The organism is Sphingomonas suaedae (assembly GCF_007833215.1).
Taxonomy (GTDB): domain Bacteria; phylum Pseudomonadota; class Alphaproteobacteria; order Sphingomonadales; family Sphingomonadaceae; genus Sphingomonas; species Sphingomonas suaedae.
Window position 1 is genome coordinate 965,488 of record NZ_CP042239.1, and the last position, 18,059, is coordinate 983,546.

At 66.2% G+C, this 18,059-nt stretch carries 18 protein-coding genes; 6 read left to right on the top strand and 12 right to left on the bottom strand.

What is annotated here, in order from left to right:
- The 11 genes from FPZ54_RS04630 to guaB all read right to left on the bottom strand — a co-directional run bounded on the left by FPZ54_RS04630 (position 1) and on the right by guaB (position 10,724).
- Positions 1-297, bottom strand: a complete 297-nt coding sequence (locus tag FPZ54_RS04630) for a hypothetical protein (RefSeq protein ID WP_145845361.1) — start codon at positions 295-297, stop codon at positions 1-3.
- Positions 298-414: 117 nt separating this feature from the next.
- On the bottom strand, positions 415-765 hold the full coding sequence (locus FPZ54_RS04635; RefSeq protein WP_145845362.1) for a WYL domain-containing protein: 351 nt from the start codon (positions 763-765) through the stop codon (positions 415-417).
- 65 nt (positions 766-830) lie between these two features.
- On the bottom strand, positions 831-1,478 hold the full coding sequence (locus tag FPZ54_RS04640; RefSeq protein ID WP_186456998.1) for a peptidylprolyl isomerase: 648 nt from the start codon (positions 1,476-1,478) through the stop codon (positions 831-833).
- Entirely contained in the window at positions 1,478-2,770 is a 1,293-nt protein-coding gene (hflX, locus tag FPZ54_RS04645; RefSeq protein ID WP_145845363.1) for a GTPase HflX, read from the bottom strand. Before hflX ends, FPZ54_RS04640 begins: the two co-directional genes overlap by 1 nt.
- 10 nt (positions 2,771-2,780) lie before the next feature.
- Positions 2,781-3,263, bottom strand: coding sequence for an RNA chaperone Hfq (gene hfq, locus FPZ54_RS04650; protein WP_239019714.1), 483 nt, complete (start codon positions 3,261-3,263; stop codon positions 2,781-2,783).
- A 157-nt stretch (positions 3,264-3,420) separates the two neighbouring features.
- A complete protein-coding gene (locus tag FPZ54_RS04655) occupies positions 3,421-3,927 on the bottom strand; it encodes a tetratricopeptide repeat protein (protein WP_145845367.1) in 507 nt (168 codons plus the stop codon).
- 32 nt (positions 3,928-3,959) lie between these two features.
- Positions 3,960-5,144 carry an RsmB/NOP family class I SAM-dependent RNA methyltransferase gene (locus tag FPZ54_RS04660; RefSeq protein ID WP_145845368.1) on the bottom strand — a complete coding sequence of 395 codons (1,185 nt, stop codon included), beginning with the start codon at positions 5,142-5,144 and terminating at the stop codon, positions 3,960-3,962.
- A 9-nt stretch (positions 5,145-5,153) separates the two neighbouring features.
- Complete coding sequence (locus tag FPZ54_RS04665) at positions 5,154-5,696, bottom strand: hypothetical protein (protein WP_145845369.1); 543 nt, start codon at positions 5,694-5,696, stop codon at positions 5,154-5,156.
- Between the two features lie 24 nt (positions 5,697-5,720).
- Positions 5,721-6,548, bottom strand: coding sequence for a hypothetical protein (locus tag FPZ54_RS04670; protein ID WP_239019715.1), 828 nt, complete (start codon positions 6,546-6,548; stop codon positions 5,721-5,723).
- Between the two features lie 27 nt (positions 6,549-6,575).
- The gene (locus FPZ54_RS04675) at positions 6,576-9,176 is read right to left on the bottom strand and encodes a GAF domain-containing hybrid sensor histidine kinase/response regulator (RefSeq protein WP_145845372.1); all 2,601 of its coding nucleotides are present in this window, start codon (positions 9,174-9,176) and stop codon (positions 6,576-6,578) included.
- Between the two features lie 90 nt (positions 9,177-9,266).
- Entirely contained in the window at positions 9,267-10,724 is a 1,458-nt protein-coding gene (guaB, locus tag FPZ54_RS04680; protein ID WP_145845374.1) for an IMP dehydrogenase, read from the bottom strand.
- 180 nt (positions 10,725-10,904) lie between these two features.
- On the opposite strand from guaB, the gene FPZ54_RS04685 reads away from it, so the two are divergent.
- Positions 10,905-12,140 carry a cysteine dioxygenase gene (locus FPZ54_RS04685; protein WP_145845375.1) on the top strand — a complete coding sequence of 412 codons (1,236 nt, stop codon included), beginning with the start codon at positions 10,905-10,907 and terminating at the stop codon, positions 12,138-12,140.
- A gap of 148 nt (positions 12,141-12,288) precedes the next feature.
- Here the strand turns inward: FPZ54_RS04685 and FPZ54_RS04690 are convergent, their stop codons facing one another.
- A complete protein-coding gene (locus tag FPZ54_RS04690) occupies positions 12,289-13,110 on the bottom strand; it encodes an HpcH/HpaI aldolase/citrate lyase family protein (RefSeq protein ID WP_145845376.1) in 822 nt (273 codons plus the stop codon).
- Between the two features lie 163 nt (positions 13,111-13,273).
- On the opposite strand from FPZ54_RS04690, the gene FPZ54_RS04695 reads away from it, so the two are divergent.
- The 5 genes from FPZ54_RS04695 to FPZ54_RS04715 all read left to right on the top strand — a co-directional run bounded on the left by FPZ54_RS04695 (position 13,274) and on the right by FPZ54_RS04715 (position 18,036).
- Complete coding sequence (locus FPZ54_RS04695) at positions 13,274-14,266, top strand: SPFH domain-containing protein (protein ID WP_145845378.1); 993 nt, start codon at positions 13,274-13,276, stop codon at positions 14,264-14,266.
- Complete coding sequence (locus tag FPZ54_RS04700) at positions 14,266-14,736, top strand: NfeD family protein (RefSeq protein WP_145845379.1); 471 nt, start codon at positions 14,266-14,268, stop codon at positions 14,734-14,736. Before FPZ54_RS04695 ends, FPZ54_RS04700 begins: the two co-directional genes overlap by 1 nt.
- Positions 14,733-15,230, top strand: a complete 498-nt coding sequence (locus tag FPZ54_RS04705; RefSeq protein ID WP_145845381.1) for a hypothetical protein — start codon at positions 14,733-14,735, stop codon at positions 15,228-15,230. Before FPZ54_RS04700 ends, FPZ54_RS04705 begins: the two co-directional genes overlap by 4 nt.
- Positions 15,231-15,357: 127 nt before the next feature.
- A complete protein-coding gene (locus tag FPZ54_RS04710) occupies positions 15,358-16,611 on the top strand; it encodes a putative DNA modification/repair radical SAM protein (protein ID WP_145845383.1) in 1,254 nt (417 codons plus the stop codon).
- Between the two features lie 15 nt (positions 16,612-16,626).
- Positions 16,627-18,036 (top strand): UdgX family uracil-DNA binding protein, encoded by a 1,410-nt coding sequence (locus tag FPZ54_RS04715; protein ID WP_145845384.1) that lies wholly within the window; start codon positions 16,627-16,629, stop codon positions 18,034-18,036.
- The last annotated feature ends 23 nt before the right edge of the window (positions 18,037-18,059 follow it).

Consider the following 18,059-nt stretch of genomic DNA (forward strand, 5'->3'; position numbering starts at 1 on the left):
CTAGCCGGTACGGTACTGTTCGCCGCTCTTGTTAGTTCGACAAGTGTTGCCGCCGCGCAGGAACGCGGTCGTTCGCGGGAGGCTGAGCGGCGTACGCTTGAAACCCGCCAAAAGGCGGAGACTGTCACGCGAGCACGGGAAGTCGCCCATCAACAGCAGGCGAGCCAGCGCGCGCGTGCGGAACAGAAAAAGATGGACATGAAGCTGCAGGCTGACGCAGCGCGGGCAAAGGAACGGCAGGCACAGCGGCAGGCGATGGAAGCGGGGCGAACTCTTCAACGTCAGGGTGTAACGCAAGGGGGAAGCTCCGCCGGTACTGCCGCTCCCCGCCCCGCGGGCGACGGTGGTGGGCGGGGACGGAGCCGAGGTTTGCCTGGGCCGAAATAGCCGATTTCCAAGGCTCAGCCGGGCGCGTCAGGCCGCGACGGTTTGCCCGGGTTCCACCGCCATCAGGGCGGTTCCCGCATATTTCTCGGACTCGGGCAGAAACAGCTTGCTGATCCGAAATGCCCGGTCGGTCAGCGCCAGCCCCTTCAGTCCGTCGAGCTTGAAGGTCCCGAACTTCTCCTCGCGCGGCACAATGAAGTCGCGCGACACCACCTGCGCATCGACATAAAGCGATCCGGCGCGCATGTAGAGAATGTGTGGCGCCAGCACCATGCGCGTGCGATTGTAGGTGGCGTTGAGGCAGCGTTGCCTAACAATCCCCTCCAGCACGATCGGCGTCGGATTGGCCGGCGATTCGGCCCCGTTTTCGGTATCCATGGTCACAATATGCCTATATTGCTGCGTTGCAGCAAGGTGGCGTAATTACTTATGCGATAAAACGATCAGTCCTTGCGCCAGGGCAGCTTGATCAGCCACGGCTTGGCCCGCCCTGTCGGTTTCGCGACGCCGTCGAGACGCTCGGCGCGCTGGATCGTCACGCGCCTCAGGATCATCTGGCCACGCATCGCGCCACGCCCGCCCCCGGTCGGCATCGCCAATATCCGCTGGACGGTCGGCATCCCGCCGATAACCCGTCCGAATGCCGCATAGCCCGGATTTCCGGGCCGCGCGTCCAGCGCGGGATTGTCGCCCACCATGATCGAAAAATTGCCATGCGCTGAGTTCGGATCGGCGCCATGCGCCATCGAGATCGTCCCGTTGAGGTGCTTCAGTCCCGTAAGGCTGGTCGGCTCCAGCGGGACCGAGGGCAGGATGCGGCGCGCATCGGTGCCGATTCCGCCCTGCACGAACCCCAGCTTGGGATCGCCCTTGCGCCGCGCCGCGCGATAGAAATAGGTACCTTCGAGCCGCCCGTCATCGACATAGCGCAGGAAATTGGCGACCGTCTTGGGCGCGCGACGCGCCTCCAGCGCCACTACAATATCGCCCGCCGACGTCACCAGCCGCACCCGTACGACGGGCGGATCGGACGGACCGGCAGCGACCAGCAACAGCCCGGCCAGCGCCAGAACCACCCGCCGGTTCAGCATCATGCGCCGCGAACCTCGAACCTTTCATGATCCTTTGGCGCCATTCGTACCTCGTAAAGGGCGCGGTCGCCCTCGATCCAATGGTCGATCACCTCGCCATGCTGGTGCAGCCATGCCGCCCCTGCCCCATCGCTCGTGTCGAGCGCCACACGATAGCGGCGGTGCCCCTCGGTCAACCGGGCCGCCACCCGCTCGACCAGCAGCTCCACCCCCTCCCCGCTCAGCGCCGACAGCAAGACGACGTCTTCGCGCCGTCCCGCTTCCTCGATCGCCTCGGCGCGGCGTTCGTCGTCGAGCAGGTCCAGCTTGTTCCACGCCTCGAACCGCGGCGTTTCCGGATCGACACCGATTTCCTTGAGCACCGTCTCGACATCGTCGCGCTGCGCCTGGCTGTCCGGATGGGCGATATCGCGGACATGGACCAGCAGGTCGGCGGCGATGACCTCTTCTAGCGTCGCCTTGAACGCCGCGACCAGCTGCGTGGGCAGTTCGGACACGAACCCGACCGTATCGGACAGGATGGCCTTGTCGATCCCCGGCAGCGAGATTTGCCGCAAGGTCGGATCGAGCGTCGCGAACAGCAGATTTTCCGCCATGACGTCGGCGCCGGTCAAGCGGTTGAACAGCGTCGATTTTCCGGCGTTGGTATAGCCGACCAGCGCGATGATGGGCCAGGGCGCGCGCTGCCGCCGATCGCGGTGTAGCCCGCGCGTACGGCTCACCTGTTCCAGCTCGCGACGCAGCCGCGCCATGCGGTCGCGGATCAGGCGGCGGTCGGCCTCGATCTGCGTCTCACCCGGCCCGCCCAGAAAGCCAAAGCCGCCGCGCTGACGCTCCAGATGGGTCCAGCTGCGCACCAGCCGCCCCGCCTGATAGTCGAGATGCGCCAGTTCGACCTGCAACCGTCCCTCGGCGGTGCGCGCACGCTCGCCGAAGATTTCGAGGATCAGGCCGGTGCGATCGATCACCTTGCAACCGAGCGCCGTTTCCAGATTGCGCTGCTGCACCGGAGAGAGCGCCGCGTCGAACACCGCCAGCCCGATCTCGCGATCGCGCACTGTTTCGGCCAGTGCCTCGACCTGCCCCGATCCGATCAGCGTGCCGGGCTTGGGCGCGCGAATACGCAGCGCAACGCGCTCGACCACCTCGACGCCGATCGCCAGCGCCAGGCCAGCAGTCTCCTCGAGCCGGGCTTCCGGATCGCGGGTGGACCCGCCCATGTCGGGATACACCACCACCGCCCGCGCCCCGCGCGAAAACTCGTCGGGGTCACGATCGAAACCGGTACTCATGAAATTACCTTCAGCTTTCCTCGCCCTGATCGGTCAGATCGAGCGGATGGGCCGGCTGGATGGTCGACACGGCGTGCTTGTACACCAGCTGATACACGCCGTCGCGCTGGAGCAGCATACAGAACAGGTCGAATGCAGCGATCCCGCCCTGCAGCATCACGCCGTTGACCAGGAACATGGTGACGTTTTCCTGCTGCCGCTTCACCGCGCCCAGGAAGATTTCCTGCAGCACCGGATTCTTCGAACTGCTCTCGGGAATGGCATCGACGATCGACGCGACATCGATCGCACCGCCCGGCATGATGGTCGAAATGGCGTGCTTGTAGATCAGCTGCGACTGGCCGTCGCGGCGCAACAGAACCGAAAAATTGTCGAACCAGGTGACGATGCCCTGCAATTTGACGCCCTTGACCAGGAACATGGTCACCGGGGTCTTCGATTTGCGAAGGGCGTTCAGGAACAGGTCCTGAAGCGATGTCTGCTTTTCGGCCATGTGCGGCTCCACTGTTCTTGGCGGGATTTTTCCCGCGATTGGCGCCGTTTCCCGGCGTCGGAGAGGCGCCACCCTGGCGCGCCCGCAATGTAGGGTGACGCGCCCGAAACGTCCATAGTGGCGCTTTGTGACGCCGTCACATGCTGGGTCTAAAGCCCTAGTTCTTCTTCTCGTCCGGCTTGGGCGGCGGGACGACCTGGGCGGTGGCGGTCGTGGGCGGGCCCTTGGCGATCGCTGCGGCGAGGCGGGTCGCGTCGGCGCAATCGCCGCACAGCGTCTTCACCCGCGCGAGATTCTCCTTGGCGCGCTCCACCGCGCCCTTCTGCACCATCGCCTCACCCTGGCCGCGCAGCGCGACGAGGTCGTTGGGTTCCAGCGTCAGTGCTTCGCGATAGAAGCGGATCGCCTTGCCGGGCAGCCCCTGCGCGCGGGCGATCTCGGCCAGCACGATATAGGCCTGGCGGTTGCGCGGATCGACCGCGAGCGCGCTTTCGATCAGCCCGTTTGCGTCGGAAAGATTGCCCGCGGCCCGCGCGGCCTTGCCTTTTTCGAGCAATGCAACAGACCGGGCATCGATCTGGTCGTCCGCCCGCTGGCCATAGAGCGAGGTCGAAACGCTGAGCAGGGCAAGCGCGGCTGCGGCCGACACCAACGTGATACGCATGAAGGTCTCCAACTTCGGAACGCGCATGGCTATCACGCACGCACCAGTCGCGCGACAAAAAAGCCGTCGGTTGCATCGTTGAGCGGGGTGAGGCGCATTCCGGCTTCATGCGGCGCACCCAGCGGGAGCGCAAGCGGCTCGGCACGGAATGCCGGATTGCGGGCGAGAAATGCATCGACCTGCCCCGCCCCTTCAGCGTCCAGCAGCGAACAGACGATATGGACCAGCGCCCCGCCCGGCCGCACCAGCCCCGCCGCGACATCGAGCAGCCGGGCCTGCGTCTCGACCAGCCGGGCAAGCCGCGCCGGGGTGAGCCGCCAGCGCGCCTCGGGATTGCGCCGCCAAGTACCGGTGCCCGAACAGGGCGCGTCGATCAGCACGACGTCGGCCCTGTCTGCCCAGTCGGCGAGCGCCTCGGCCTCCTGTCCGGGATTGAGCAGCCGTGTCTCGACGATCGAAACCCCCGCACGCTGGGCGCGGGGCGCGAGCCGCGAGAGACGTGCGCGATCGGTGTCGGTGGCGAGGATCGTTCCGCGTCCGTCCATCGCTGCGGCGAGCGCGAGGGTCTTGCCCCCGCCGCCGGCGCAGAGATCCACGATCCGCATCCCCGGTTGCGCAGCGGCTGCGAGAGTCACCGCCTGGCTACCCGCGTCCTGCACCTCGACCGCGCCAGCACGATAGGGTTCACTCGCCTCGACCGGCGTCTCGGCAGGAAGGCGCAACGCGAACGGCAGGCCGGGGATTGGCTGCGCTCCCGGGAACATACCCTGCACCGAACCGACAGGTACCCGGGCGGGGTTGATCCGGATGTCGAGCGACGCGCGGCCGAGCAGGGCCGCCGCCTGATCGCCGTCAATTCCTGACGCGGCGAGCGCATCGATCAACCATGCGGGTGCAACCCCTTGCGCCGCGACCGGTTCTTCTGCGCCGATTGGCGAAGGGCCATAGGTCGAGCCGTCGAACGTCCCGGCGAGTTCCGCATCGTGCGCCGCCACCGCCAGCATCGCCGCACGTCCGCTATCGGGGACCTCTCCGCACCGTCGGATCGCATCATAGACGAGCGCGCGGATCGCGCGGCGGTCCTTGGACCCCGCATAGCGCCGCGCAGCCAGTTCGCGCGCGATCAGCACGTCCGCCGACGCTCCACCCTCGCGCGCGGCGAGGATGATCGCGTCCAGCAATTCGACGGCGGTTCGGGTCCGTGCGGCAGGGGTCATCGCGTTGCTTTAGGGGACCGACACGGGTTCGGCGAGGCGTGTCGGAAAGGCGCGAATAATCGCGGGCGCGAGCTTCGCGGCAAGCGCGGCGGGTGCGTCGGCCTTCGTTCCCTCCGCCTGCGCCGTCAGCGCGCTGCCACGCCACACCGGCTGCATGTCGGCGCGTGCCACCAGTTCGACGGTCAGCTGCGTCACGATCAGCCCGCGCAGCTGGCGCTTGTCCGACGGCAAGGTCACACCGAACGCACCGCCCCAATTGCCGACACTGCTGCGCGACCCCTGCTCCGCTCCATTCGAGGCGACCGCGCCACGCTCTGCCCGGGTGACCGAGATCCGGGCAATATAGCGCCCGCGCGCCTGCCCCGGAAGCGCGGTGAAACGGGCGTCGAGCAACGCCTGTTCGACCGCGTCGGCAAAGACGCTGCGGATCGCCGCCGGGGTCGCGTCATCGGCCGCCGCCTCGACGGTCACGGTACCGGGGGCGAGCGCCGGGGCGTCTGCCTGCCCGCCGGCCGGAGCCGACGTCATCAATGCCAGTGCCGCAATCCACATCGTTCGCTTCCTTTTTGGTTACGCCTATTCGACCGAGACGGTGCGAAGGTCATAGATGATCTTGATCCGCACCCATTCGCCCACCTGATATTGCCCGCGCAGCCGGGGCGGGCGAACGCGAAACTGCCAGGCGGCGGCGAGCACCGCGCGGCCGATCTGCGATCCATCGGGATATTCGTCGAGCAGCGCGCAATTGTCGACGCGAAACTCCCCGACCGTGCGGCACGCGATCATCGCCCAGCCGGGCGGACGTGCGGTGGAGAGGTACCCGCGCAATTCGCTGTCATAGGGTTCGCGGAACCAGGACGCGGCGTAGAGCGGCTCGCCATTGGGCCCGCGTCCCTCGACACGGCGGCTGTCGCGCGGGTCGGCGGGCGGGGTGGCGGGACCGGCGACGCGGCGTGCCGGTGCGGACGCTCCCGACGCGCGGGGCAGGGTCGCAATATCCGGCATCGTGCCGAGCGGGATGTCGAGCATCGCCGGGGGCTGCGCCGTCGGGGGCAGCGGAGCGGCGGGTTGCGCCGCTTCCGGCTCGGGACGCGGCGGCACCGGATCGGCGCGCTCGACCGGCGCGGGCCGCGCCGACTCCGTATCCTCAGGGTCGGGATCAGGAACCGGATCAGGCGTGACGCCGAACACCGCCATCGGCACCGTCTCTTCGGGGGGTGTGAGCAATTTGGGTGCGATGGTGAGCAGCAGCAGGGCGATTGCGAGTTCGACTAGGATCGCGAGGAATGCCGCGAGCGCGCGGTCGCCGAAACGCGCGCGCAGCCGCGCGATCAGCGGGCGGGGGTCTTGGCCCGGTTCAGGATACTCGGCACTCGACAAGGCGGGGGTGCAATGCCGCGCCATTGCGTCGAAATCATGTCGGGGCGCAGCTCAGGGCTCCGCCGGGACCGCCTCGGCAAGCGCCCGCCGCAGATCGCCTTGCGTAAACGGCTTGGCCAGCCGCTGGACGCGCGCAGCCCCGTCGGCGGGCATTTCGCCATAGCCGGTGGCAAGGATGATCGGCAGGTCGGGTCGCACGGCACGCACCTGCGCGACGAGCTGGCTGCCAGTCATTCCCGGCATCGCCTGATCGGTGATGAGCAGCGCAATCTCGTCATGCACCTCCAGCCGGGCGAGCGCCGCGTGACCCGAGTCCGCCTCGAACACGGTGTGGCCAAGATCCGCGAGCAAGGCGGCGGTGTTGGTCAGGACCAGGGGATCGTCATCCACCACCAGAATCGCCAGCGCTTGCCCGGCGACCTCGGCGTCTTCCTCGACCCGCGCCAGGGCGGGCGCGCTTCCCTCCGTCGCAAGCGGCAGCCAGATATGCGCGCGCGTCCCGATGCCGGGCGTGCTCTCGATCTCCAGCGCGCCGCCATTTTGCTGCGCGAAGCCATGGATCATCGACAGGCCCAGCCCCGTCCCCTTGCCCACCCCCTTGGTGGTGAAGAAGGGCTCGGTCGCACGTGCGAGCGTGTCGGGGTCCATTCCCTGCCCCTCGTCGCACACGCTCAACCGGACATAGGGTCCGGCCGCGAGATTGCCGCGCGCCTCCGGAATCGCGCGCTGTGCCGCGCTGATCCGAATGGTTCCGCCCTCTTGCATCGCGTCGCGCGCATTCACCACCAGATTGAGCAGCGCCATTTCGAGCTGGTTGGTGTCCGCCGCCACTGCCGACAAATCGTCGGGAAAACGGGCTTCGATTCGCCAGGCCGGACCGATCGTCCGTTGCAACAGCCCCTGCATATCCGCGACCAGTGCAGCGACATCGACCCGCTCGGTCTTGAGTTGCTGCCGCCGCGCAAAAGCGAGCATCCGCTGGGTCAGCGCCGCGCCGCGCTCTGCTGCCTGCATCGAATTTTCGATCAGTCGCGAGATCTGCGGATCGTCGGGCACGCGCTTTTTCAGCAGGGTCAGACCGCTCATGATCGCCATCAGCAGATTGTTGAAATCATGCGCCACGCCGCCCGTGAGCTGGCCGATCGCCTCGATCTTCTGGGACTGGAACAGCGCCTCGCGCGCAACTTCCAGTTCGCGCTGCGTCTCCTCGCGCTCAGTGACGTCGCGGGTGATCTTGGCAAAGCCGATCAACTGGCCGTCATCGTCACGGATCGCGTCGATCGCCACGCTCGCGCGGAACCGGCTCCCGTCCTTGCGCAACCGCCAGCCTTCTGCGGCGAAGCGCCCTTCGCGGCGTGCCGTTTCCAGCGCCCGTTCGGGATCGCCCCGCAGGCGCTCTTCATCCGGATAGAAAGTGGAGAAGTGGCGCCCCATAATCTCTTCGGGCGTATAGCCCTTGATCCGCTCCGCCCCCGCATTCCAGCTCGACACCACTCCGTCGGTGTCGAGCATGTAGATCGCATAGTCGGTAACGCCACGCACCAGCAGGCCGAACTGGGTCTGGCTCTGTTGCAGCGCAGCCGCGCGTTCGACCACGCGGCGTTCGAGTTCGGCATTAAGTTCCCGCAATTGCGCTGCCGTCCTGCGCAATTCTGCCTGGGCGGCGGTTCGCTCGACATGCGCCCAGCTTCGGTCGGTCACCTCCCGAATCAGGGTGACTTCCTCCGGCGTCCAGACATGCGGCTCGCGATGATGCGCCGCCATAAGGGCCTTGAGCCGCCCGTCCTTCACCAGCGGAATGCAGACGGTGGCGCTGATCCCGATCGCCTGGAATGCCTCCGCCTCATGCGGGGCCAGCTCGGCAAGATTGTCGTCAATGATGAGCGGACGGCCGGCGCGCAATTGCTGCACGGCCAATGCCCCGAAATCGGCAAGTTGATAATGGCCGACGATCGAGGGCGATCCTTCGCGCGCCCAGTCGCCACGGATCGTGAAGCCGTCCTCATCGGCATCCATATCGGCATAGGCGCAGTTCGAAGCGCCCAGCTCGGCGGCCAGCATCCGGGTGGTGATCTCCAGAACTTCGGCCAGATCGGTACTTCGGGCGGTTTCGCGATCGAGCGTATCGAGAAAGCGCAGCCGCGCTTCGCTTTCGCTCAACGCGCGATTCGCCAGCACCGCCTCGGTCGTCTCGACGACCACCGCCAGCACGCCGGCGGGTGCACCTTCGCCATCGTAAACCGGCGAATAATCGAGATCGAGCCAGCAATCCTCGAACACGCCGGTGCGATTCAGGCTCAGACGGTGGTTGCGATAGGCCAACGTCCCGCCAGCCAGCCCCACGCGCATCACATTGGCGTTGAAGTCAGCGACTTCCGGCCACGCCTCGAGCACCTTCATCCCCAGCAGCCCGGGATGCCTGTCCCCGGCAAACACCGAATAGCCGTCATTATAGATCAGGATGCCGTCTTCGCCCCACAACATCACGATCGGCACGGGGCAATGGATCAGAAAGGCGACGATCGCCCGCAGGCTGGATGACCATGTTGCGACCGGGCCGACGCTGGTCGCGCCCCAATCGAACGTCGCGATCCGCCGTCCCATCTCTCCGCCATCGGCAAGAAAGGTGGGAACTTCCAAGCTAGTCGACATCGTGCGTTTCACCTGCCCCCGGCAATCCCAACGCACAAGCGTAACGATGGCTCCGGCGTCGCGCTATACCATTGGTTCGAAAGGAGACGTTCAGCGCGTCGGGTAGTTCGGCGCCTCACGCGTGATCGTCACGTCATGGACATGACTTTCGCGCAATCCGGCATTGGTGATGCGGACGAAGCGCGCCTTCTTCTGAAGTTCGGGAATCGTCGCCGCGCCGGTATAGCCCATTGCCGCCTTGATCCCGCCGATCAGCTGGTGGATCACGTCCTTGGCCGGCCCCTTGAACGCCACCTGCCCCTCGATCCCCTCCGGGACGAGCTTCAGCTGGTCCTTGATATCGCCCTGGAAATAACGGTCGGCCGAGCCGCGGCCCATCGCACCGACGCTACCCATGCCGCGATACGACTTGTAGGCGCGGCCCTGATACAGGAACGTCTCGCCCGGCGCTTCCTCGGTCCCCGCGAGCAGCGATCCGACCATGCAGGTCGACGCACCCGCAGCGAGCGCCTTGGCGAGGTCGCCCGAGGTACGCAGGCCACCGTCCGCGATCACCGGCACGTCCGACTTGGCCGCTTCGTTGGCGGCGTCCATGACTGCGGTCAGCTGCGGCACACCGACGCCCGCGACAACGCGCGTGGTGCAGATCGATCCCGGGCCGATGCCCACCTTCACGCCGTCCGCGCCCGCATCGATCAGCGCGCGAGTAGCGGCGGCGGTGGCGACGTTGCCCGCAACAACCTGGACGCGGTTCGACAGCTTCTTCACCCGCTCGACCGCGCGCGCGACGTCCTTGTTATGGCCGTGCGCGGTGTCGATGACGATCAGGTCGACCTCGGCATCGACGAGCGCCTCGGTCCGCTCGAAGCCCTTGTCCCCCACGGTGGTCGCGGCGGCAACGCACAGCCGGCCCGCGCCGTCCTTGGTCGCGTTGGGATAGGTCACCGCCTTTTCGATGTCCTTGACGGTGATCAGGCCGACGCAACGATATTGATCGTCCACCACCAGCAGCTTCTCGATCCGCCGCTGATGCAGCAGGCGGCGTGCCTCCTCCTGCCCGACGCCGATCGATACGGTGGCGAGATTGTCGTGCGTCATCAGCTCACTGACCAGCTGGCCCGGATTTTCCGCGAAGCGCACGTCGCGGTTGGTGAGGATGCCGACCAGTCTGCCGCTTGGCTCGGTGATCGGAATGCCGCTGATCTTGTGCCGCGCCATCAGCGCCTGTGCCTCGGCGAGCGTGCCGGTCGGCGCCATGGTGATCGGGTTGACGACCATCCCGCTCTCGAACCTTTTGACCTGGCGCACCGCCTCGATCTGCTCGTCGATCTCGAGATTGCGGTGGAGCACGCCGATGCCGCCCAGCTGCGCCATGACGATCGCCATGTCGGCTTCGGTCACCGTGTCCATCGCCGAAGAGAGGATCGGGATGTTGAGCTTGAGGTCGCGCGTAACCCGCGTGCGGGTATCGGCCATGCTCGGCAGCACCTCGCTCTCGCCCGGATAGAGCAGGACGTCGTCGAAGGTGAGACCGAGAGGGATATCCATAGGGTAGGCCAATGTCCTTGAGTCGGAAGTTGGCGGCCCATGTAACCGCGGTTCGTGACGGACGCTAGGGGGGGACGAGCGTTGCGTTCAGGACGTGGCGATCACTCCGTTCCGGAACGGTCCTTAATTGAAATGTCACGCCTGCCCGATAGCATGGCGTTCACGATCAAAGGAGGGGCTATGTCACACAGCGATAAGGATTTTCAGTCGGTTCCCGCGCATCTCACGATCGCCGCGGCGGAAGACGGCGCGACACAGGCAGCAGAGGATATCCGGCTGTTGGTGCGCGGCCAGGGCACCATCGGCTTCGCAATCGCCGAAAAGAGCGGTTTCACCGTATCGGTGCGTGATGGCGGCTGGGGAGCCCCCGAATTTCGCTGGGAGGTCGGCTTCGGAGGCGTCTCGCTGAGCGAGCATCGCGACGGTGAGTGGCATAATCTCGACCTCGTTGCGAAGCCGGGTGCCGGTCTCGACCCCGATCCCGAATGCCAATATTGGTTCAGCTTCGATGCGATCAACCGCGCGCTCCGCTACGGCAAGGGCGAGATGCGGCTGGGATGCGAACTCGCGCATCACCAACTGGCCAAGCCCGATTCCGGCAAGCCCGACCCCTATGGCTGGCTTGCCCAGGCGCAAAGCGTGGCGGTGAGCGCCGCCATCCGTCGCGACGTCGATCTGTGGCGCGATCCGGTGACGGTGGAGCCGCCGATGCTGGTGATCCCGCACGACCAGATCACGATGGAGGATATCGCATATGGCAAGGTGACGGTTCCCGCGAACCTCACCCCGACCTGTCAGATCCTCTACGACAATGTCGCGGGCGAGAATTTCCGCCTCGACACACCCGATTTTCCGCACTTTGCCCAGGCGATCAAGGAAAGCATCGCCGATCCCGACGGCTGGTGCCACAAGACGCTGGCCAAAAAGGCCGACGAGTTCGGCGCGCCCGACCCCGACAAGACCTATTTGCGGATCACGCTGGGCCAGAACCAGGGCGATTCACCCGGCGTTCCCTTCGTCATGGAGATCTGGCCGGTCGGTCATTATTCCCCGATCCACGACCATGGCGGCGCCGATGCGGTCATCAAGGTGTTTCATGGCGAGATCACGGTCGATCTCTATCCGATGCTGTCGAACCATCATCGCACGCCGTTCGCGACCGCAACCTTCGCAAAGGGCGACGTGACATGGATATCGCCCCGTCTCAACCAGGTTCACCAGCTGGTCAATCGCGGCACGGAGGAGCCGTGCATCACGATCCAATGCTATATGTACGCGGAAACGAACACGACGCACTGGCCCTATTTCGACTATCTCGAAGACAATGAGATCGGCCTGTTCGCGCCCAATTCGGACGCCGACTTCCTGGAGTTCAAGGCACTGATGAAGGCCGAATGGGAGAAGCGACACCCGTAAAGCCGGCGGTGCGGGCGGGCCGCCAGAGTCGCTTTCAGCAGAGCTGAATCGGCACCGGCCCGCTCCCCCACCCGGCCACCCAGCGACAGTGTGTTCTATGGGTGGCCGGGTGGGGGAGCGGGCCGGTGCCGCCTAACTGCAAACGTCTCTAACGGCCCGCCCGCGCTAGCAATGCCTTGGCCTGATCGATGTGCATCTCTTCGATCATCGCGTCCTTGTAACGTTCGGCGCCGCCGGTGAACGCGGCGACCAGCGCCCTCGCCTCCTCAAGTTCGGACTCGGTCGGATCGAACGCCGCGCGGGCGATGTCGATCTGGTTGGGGTGGATCAGGCTCTTGCCGTCGAAACCGAGCAGGCGGCCCTCGGCGCACTCCGCCGCCAGCCCCTCGGGATCGTCGAGGCGGTTGAACACGCCGTCGAGCACCCAGATTTCCCGTCCGCGCGCGGCCAGGACCACCAGTTGCAGCGCCAGCGCCATCTGCGCGCGGCCAGCGGTGGGGGGCAGTTTCAGCGATGCGGCGAGATCATTGGTCCCGACGATCAGGCCGGCCATCTCGACACCCCAACCGGTGGTGCTGGCAATCGGTCCGACATTCATCACCCCCGCCGCGGTCTCGATCATCGCCAGCACCGGGCGGTCGGCATAGGCGGCGGCGTAGGTGACCGTCTCCGACTTCTCGACCTTGGGCACGATCACATGCGTTGCAGCGGATTTCTTGACCGCCTTCAGATCCGCCTTCCAATGATCGCTGTGTTCGGAATTGACGCGTACGCCGAACGGGCGATCGCCGAACCCCTCCACCCGCCTCACCGCCTCCCGCGCGGCTTCCTTGTCCTCCGCCTTCACCGCGTCCTCGAGGTCGAGGATCACCATGTCAGCCTTCAACCCTTTCGCCTTTTCGATGGCGCGGGCATTGGATGCGGGCAGGAACAGCGCAGTGCGCGGCGGGGCGTAAATCGCTTTGCTCATGCCGCCTCTATGCTAGGATCGGCGCGTTGTGGAAAGCGGCGCCAGCCCGCTCTCCTACCCGGCCACCCAACGCCAGTATCCTATGGGTGGTCGGGTGGGGGAGCGGGCTGGCACCGAATCGGATCAAGCCATGCTTGATCCGACAAACAAACGGGGACGACCGATGGAACTGACGATAGGTGCCTTTTTCATCCTGATGCTGCTGGTGCTGATGTACCTGTTCGCCAGCATCAAGATCGTCCGCCAGGGCTATCATTACACGATCGAGCATTTCGGCCGCTTCACCACCGTGGCGACCCCGGGTTTCAATCTCTACCCGGCCTTTTTCTACCGCGTCGGACGCCGCGTGAACATGATGGAGCAGGTGATCGACATTCCGGGGCAGGAGATCATCACCAAGGACAATGCGATGATCTCCACCGACGGCGTCGTGTTCTTCCAGGTGCTCGACGCTGCCAAGGCCGCCTATGAAGTATCGGACCTCTATGTCGCGCTGCTCCAGCTCACCACCACCAATCTGCGCACGGTGATGGGGTCGATGGACCTCGACGAGACGCTGTCAAAGCGCGACGAGATCAATGCGCGGCTGCTCTCGGTGGTCGATCACGCGACGACGCCCTGGGGGGTCAAGATCACCCGCGTCGAGATCAAGGACATCCGTCCGCCCGCCGATATCGTCAACGCGATGGGCCGCCAGATGAAGGCCGAGCGCGAGAAGCGCGCCAATATCCTTGAAGCCGAAGGCGCACGTGCGTCGGAGATTCTGCGCGCCGAGGGCCAGAAACAGGCCCGTATCCTTGAGGCGGAGGGCCGCAAGGAATCCGCTTTCCGCGATTCCGAAGCGCGCGAGCGTGCGGCCGAAGCCGAGGCCAAGGCGACTCAAGTCGTGTCACAGGCGATCGAGAGCGGCGGCACCCAGTCGCTCAACTACTTCATCGCGCAGAAATATGTCGAGGCGATCGGCAAGTTCGCGACCAGCCCCAACGCCAAGACCATCCTGTTCCCGGTCGAGGCGACGCAGTTGATCGGTTCGCTGGGCGGGATCGGTGAGCTGGCAAAGGAGGCGTTCGGCAAGGCCGATGCGCCGTCCGCCCCTACCCCGCCAGCGCCGCCGTCGCGGTTGCGTCAGTCGCCCTTCGTCGATCCGGAGGCGTGATGGACTGGTTGTCCGAACAGGCCGGCTTCGTCTGGCTGATCGTCGCCGCGCTGTTCGCAATCTGCGAACTGCTGATCCCGGGCGTCTATCTGACCTTCCTCGCACTCGGCGCGGCGGCGACCGGCGTGCTGGCACTGATCTTTCCGGAACTTGGCGCGATCGGCCAGTTCATCAGCTTCGCCGCCTGGTCGACCGTCGCGGTGCTGATCGGCAAGCGCTGGTACGGCGCCAACCCGGTGCCGAGCAGCGACCCCGACCTCAACAATCGCGCCGCCCGGATGATCGGCCAGAGCGTGACGGTGGTCGATGCGATCAGCGGCGGCACCGGCCGCGTGCGCGTCGGCGACGGGGAATGGCCCGCCGAGGGGCCGGATCTGGCCCCCGGCGAAAAAGCACGGATCGTCGCGGTGCGCGGGGGCGTGGTGGTCGTCGATGCCATCAGGACGATCGCAGAAACCCCCAGCGCATGAAGACACGTAATTCGATCGCCGCGCTCGCCTTGGCGATGACCGCCTGCTCCACCGCCCCCGAACCGGACAATGGTGCGCAGGATGTGCCCGCGCCCGTGGCAACGGCGGTCGTCGCCGACCCCACACCCACGCCGAGCGCAACGCCCGCTCCCGCAGATGCCACTCTCGCCGTCGCAGTCGGAAAGCGCGCCAAATGCGCGATCTCGCACGGCGGGTATGACGATGACGGCAACCCGACCAAGGGTGATTCCTATGAAGGGCCGTGCCTGTTCAGATCGGAAAAGGGCGGCCATTTCACCGTCTCGCGCGAAGGCGACCAGCCCTTCTGGACGGGCGAAGACCCGGTCACCACGGTCAGCGTCGGGGTGAGCGGCGAAAACGCGCAGGTGACCGGCATGACCAAAGACGGCATGGCGCGCTGGGGCTATGCCACGCGTCTCGATAGCGACCGCGCCTGCTGGTCGGGCGACGCATTTACCGTCTGCGCATGGTGAACCGACGCGGGTGACCGCCCGGCCAGCCCCGCGCCGGATTTCGCCCCGCCGTCGTGCCCCCTCGACCTGCCGCACCCCCGTCACATTCGGCTTGAACCGCGTTCTCAAAAAGAACATATGGCGAACAATGGCAAAGCTTAGTCGCCTCGAAAAACTGGAGATTCTCGCCGACGCCGCCAAATATGACGCGTCGTGCGCGTCGAGCGGTGCCCAGAAGCGCAATTCGCGAGACGGGGCGAAGGGCGGCATCGGATCGACCACCGCGATCGGCATCTGTCACAGCTATGCGCCCGACGGGCGCTGCATCTCGCTGCTCAAGATCCTGATGACGAATATGTGCATGTTCGAATGCACCTATTGCATCAACCGCTCGTCCTCGAACGTCCGCCGCGCCGCCTTCACCGTGGACGAGGTGGTCGACCTCACCCTCGATTTCTACAAGCGCAACTATATCGAGGGGCTGTTCCTGTCCTCCGGCATTATCCGCAGCCCCGATTATACGATGGAACAGATCGTCGAGGTGGCGCGCCGCCTGCGTGAGGACCATGATTTCCGGGGCTATATCCATCTCAAGACCATCCCGGAGGGCGATCCGGATCTGATCGCGCAGGCGGGGCGCTATGCCGACCGCCTGTCGATCAATATCGAGATGCCGAGCGACAGCGGGATCCGCGCCCTCGCCCCCGAAAAGGACGGTGCCCGCATCCGCCGGACGATGCACGATCTCGGCATCCGCATCGGCGATGCCAAGGCGGAGCGCAAAACTTCGCGCAGGGCCCCGATCTTCGCGCCGGCCGGGCAAAGCACGCAGATGATCGTCGGGGCCGATGACAGCACCGACGCGACGGTGCTCCAGACGAGCGCGCAGCTCTACAGCAGCTATGGGTTGCGCCGCGTCTATTACTCCGCCTTCTCGCCAATTCCGGATGCCAGCCGTACCCTGCCCGCCCAGCCCCCGCCGCTGATGCGCGAGCATCGGCTGTACCAGTCTGACTGGCTGCTGCGCTTCTACGGCTTTTCGGTTGGCGAGATTGCCGCGACGATGCAGGACGGGCGGCTGGCGCTCGACATGGACCCCAAGCTCGCCTGCGCGATGCAGCGGCGCGAGCTGTTCCCGGTGGACGTCAATCGCGCGCCGCGCGAAAGCCTGTTGCGCGTGCCGGGGCTTGGTGCGCGGGTGGTCGATCGGCTGATCGCGGCGCGGCGGCATCAGCGCCTGGCGCTCGCCGATGTCGGGCGGCTGTGCCAGTCGCTGCGCAAGATCCGCCCATTCATCGTCGCTGCGGACTGGCGCCCGACCGCGCTGCTTGACCGGGCCGATCTCAAGCAGCGCATCGTCCCCGTCCCGCCGCCCACGCAATTGTCGCTGTTCGCAAGCTGAAGCGGGGCGGCATCGGTGCACGTCGCGACCCTCGATCAACCCGATGATTTCGCCGCGTGGCGCGATCAGGCGCGCATGTTCCTCGCCGCCGCCGTCCCGCCGCACGATGTGGCGTGGCGGATCGGGGAAAGCGGGACAGCGGAGCTGTTCGCGAACGCCGCACCACCGCCGGCGCAGCGGTCCGCGCCGCTCCACGTACCCCGCGCGCTGCTCGCGCTGTTGCGCCTTGCGCTGCTGCATCGCGACCCCGACCGCTTCGCCCTGGCCTATCGCCTGCTCTGGCGGCTGCGCGATCAGCCCTCGCTGCACGCCAACCCCGCCGACCCGGACATGATCGCAGTGCAGGCGCTAGCAAAGGCGGTGCGGCGCGACATGCACAAGATGCACGCCTTTGTCCGCTTCCGGAAAGTCGGGTCCGCGAACGGGCGCGAGCAGTTCGCCGCATGGTTCGAACCCGATCATCATATCACCCGCGCCGTCGCGGGGTTCTTTCGCGATCGCTTCACCGGCATGGACTGGATCATCGTGACGCCGGAGGCGACGATCGGCTGGGACGGGACCATCCTGACGACAGGCCCCGGTGGCCGGCGCGGCGACGTGCCCGACGCCGACGCGGTCGAGGACGAATGGCGCGCCTATTATTCCAGCATCTTCAATCCCGCCCGCGTCAAGGTCGCCGCGATGAAGAAGGAGATGCCGGTCAAATATTGGCGCAACCTTCCCGAGGCGATGCTGGTTCAACCGCTGTTGCGACAGGCAGAGGGACGGGTGGACGCGATGGTGAAGCGACAGCGCGAGGATGCGGCGATCCTGACTGCGGAACCCGTTCAACCCCGACGCCACTTCGACACGCTTGACGCGCTCAACGCCGCGCTGGTGCAGGACGATGTGCCCCCCTCCCCCGATTTTGCCGACCGCGTCGTCCTCGGCGAAGGACCGCCCTCCGCACGGCTCATGCTCGTCGGCGAGCAACCCGGCGACATGGAGGACCGTAAAGGGCGGCCCTTTGTCGGCCCGGCCGGACAATTGCTCGACGACTGCCTCGACGACGCCGGGATCGAGCGATCCGAAACCTATCTCACCAACGCGGTGAAGCGGTTCAAATTTACCGAGCGCGGGAAGCGGCGGCTGCACCAGACACCCAATGCCGGGGATATCGCCCATTATCGCTGGTGGCTGAATGAGGAGATCCGGCTGGTCGATCCTGCAGTCGTCGTCGCGCTGGGCGCCACGGCGCTGCACGCGCTGACCGGAAAGAAGCAGGCGCTGGCACCGCTGCGCGACGGTGCACTGGACCTGGGCGAACGACAGATGATCGTCACCGTTCATCCCAGCTTCCTCCTGCGCCTGCCCGACGAACAGGCGCGCGGAATCGAACGGGAGCGGTTCGTACGCGACCTGGCGGCAGCGCGGGCGCTGGTCTGAACGTGCCAGGGGTGACGCCCCGC

Excerpts from the sequence above, each read along its gene's own strand:
- FPZ54_RS04635 (WP_145845362.1), bottom strand. The coding sequence starts at position 765 with ATGGATACCGAAAACGGGGCCGAATCGCCGGCCAATCCGACGCCGATC.
- FPZ54_RS04640 (WP_186456998.1), bottom strand. The coding sequence starts at position 1,478 with ATGCTGAACCGGCGGGTGGTTCTGGCGCTGGCCGGGCTGTTGCTGGTC.
- hflX (WP_145845363.1), bottom strand. The coding sequence starts at position 2,770 with ATGAGTACCGGTTTCGATCGTGACCCCGACGAGTTTTCGCGCGGGGCG.
- hfq (WP_239019714.1), bottom strand. The coding sequence starts at position 3,263 with ATGGCCGAAAAGCAGACATCGCTTCAGGACCTGTTCCTGAACGCCCTT.
- FPZ54_RS04655 (WP_145845367.1), bottom strand. The coding sequence starts at position 3,927 with ATGCGTATCACGTTGGTGTCGGCCGCAGCCGCGCTTGCCCTGCTCAGC.
- FPZ54_RS04660 (WP_145845368.1), bottom strand. The coding sequence starts at position 5,144 with ATGACCCCTGCCGCACGGACCCGAACCGCCGTCGAATTGCTGGACGCG.
- FPZ54_RS04665 (WP_145845369.1), bottom strand. The coding sequence starts at position 5,696 with ATGTGGATTGCGGCACTGGCATTGATGACGTCGGCTCCGGCCGGCGGG.
- FPZ54_RS04670 (WP_239019715.1), bottom strand. The coding sequence starts at position 6,548 with ATGGCGCGGCATTGCACCCCCGCCTTGTCGAGTGCCGAGTATCCTGAA.
- FPZ54_RS04675 (WP_145845372.1), bottom strand. The coding sequence starts at position 9,176 with ATGTCGACTAGCTTGGAAGTTCCCACCTTTCTTGCCGATGGCGGAGAG.
- guaB (WP_145845374.1), bottom strand. The coding sequence starts at position 10,724 with ATGGATATCCCTCTCGGTCTCACCTTCGACGACGTCCTGCTCTATCCG.
- FPZ54_RS04685 (WP_145845375.1), top strand. The coding sequence starts at position 10,905 with ATGTCACACAGCGATAAGGATTTTCAGTCGGTTCCCGCGCATCTCACG.
- FPZ54_RS04690 (WP_145845376.1), bottom strand. The coding sequence starts at position 13,110 with ATGAGCAAAGCGATTTACGCCCCGCCGCGCACTGCGCTGTTCCTGCCC.
- FPZ54_RS04695 (WP_145845378.1), top strand. The coding sequence starts at position 13,274 with ATGGAACTGACGATAGGTGCCTTTTTCATCCTGATGCTGCTGGTGCTG.
- FPZ54_RS04700 (WP_145845379.1), top strand. The coding sequence starts at position 14,266 with ATGGACTGGTTGTCCGAACAGGCCGGCTTCGTCTGGCTGATCGTCGCC.
- FPZ54_RS04705 (WP_145845381.1), top strand. The coding sequence starts at position 14,733 with ATGAAGACACGTAATTCGATCGCCGCGCTCGCCTTGGCGATGACCGCC.
- FPZ54_RS04710 (WP_145845383.1), top strand. The coding sequence starts at position 15,358 with ATGGCAAAGCTTAGTCGCCTCGAAAAACTGGAGATTCTCGCCGACGCC.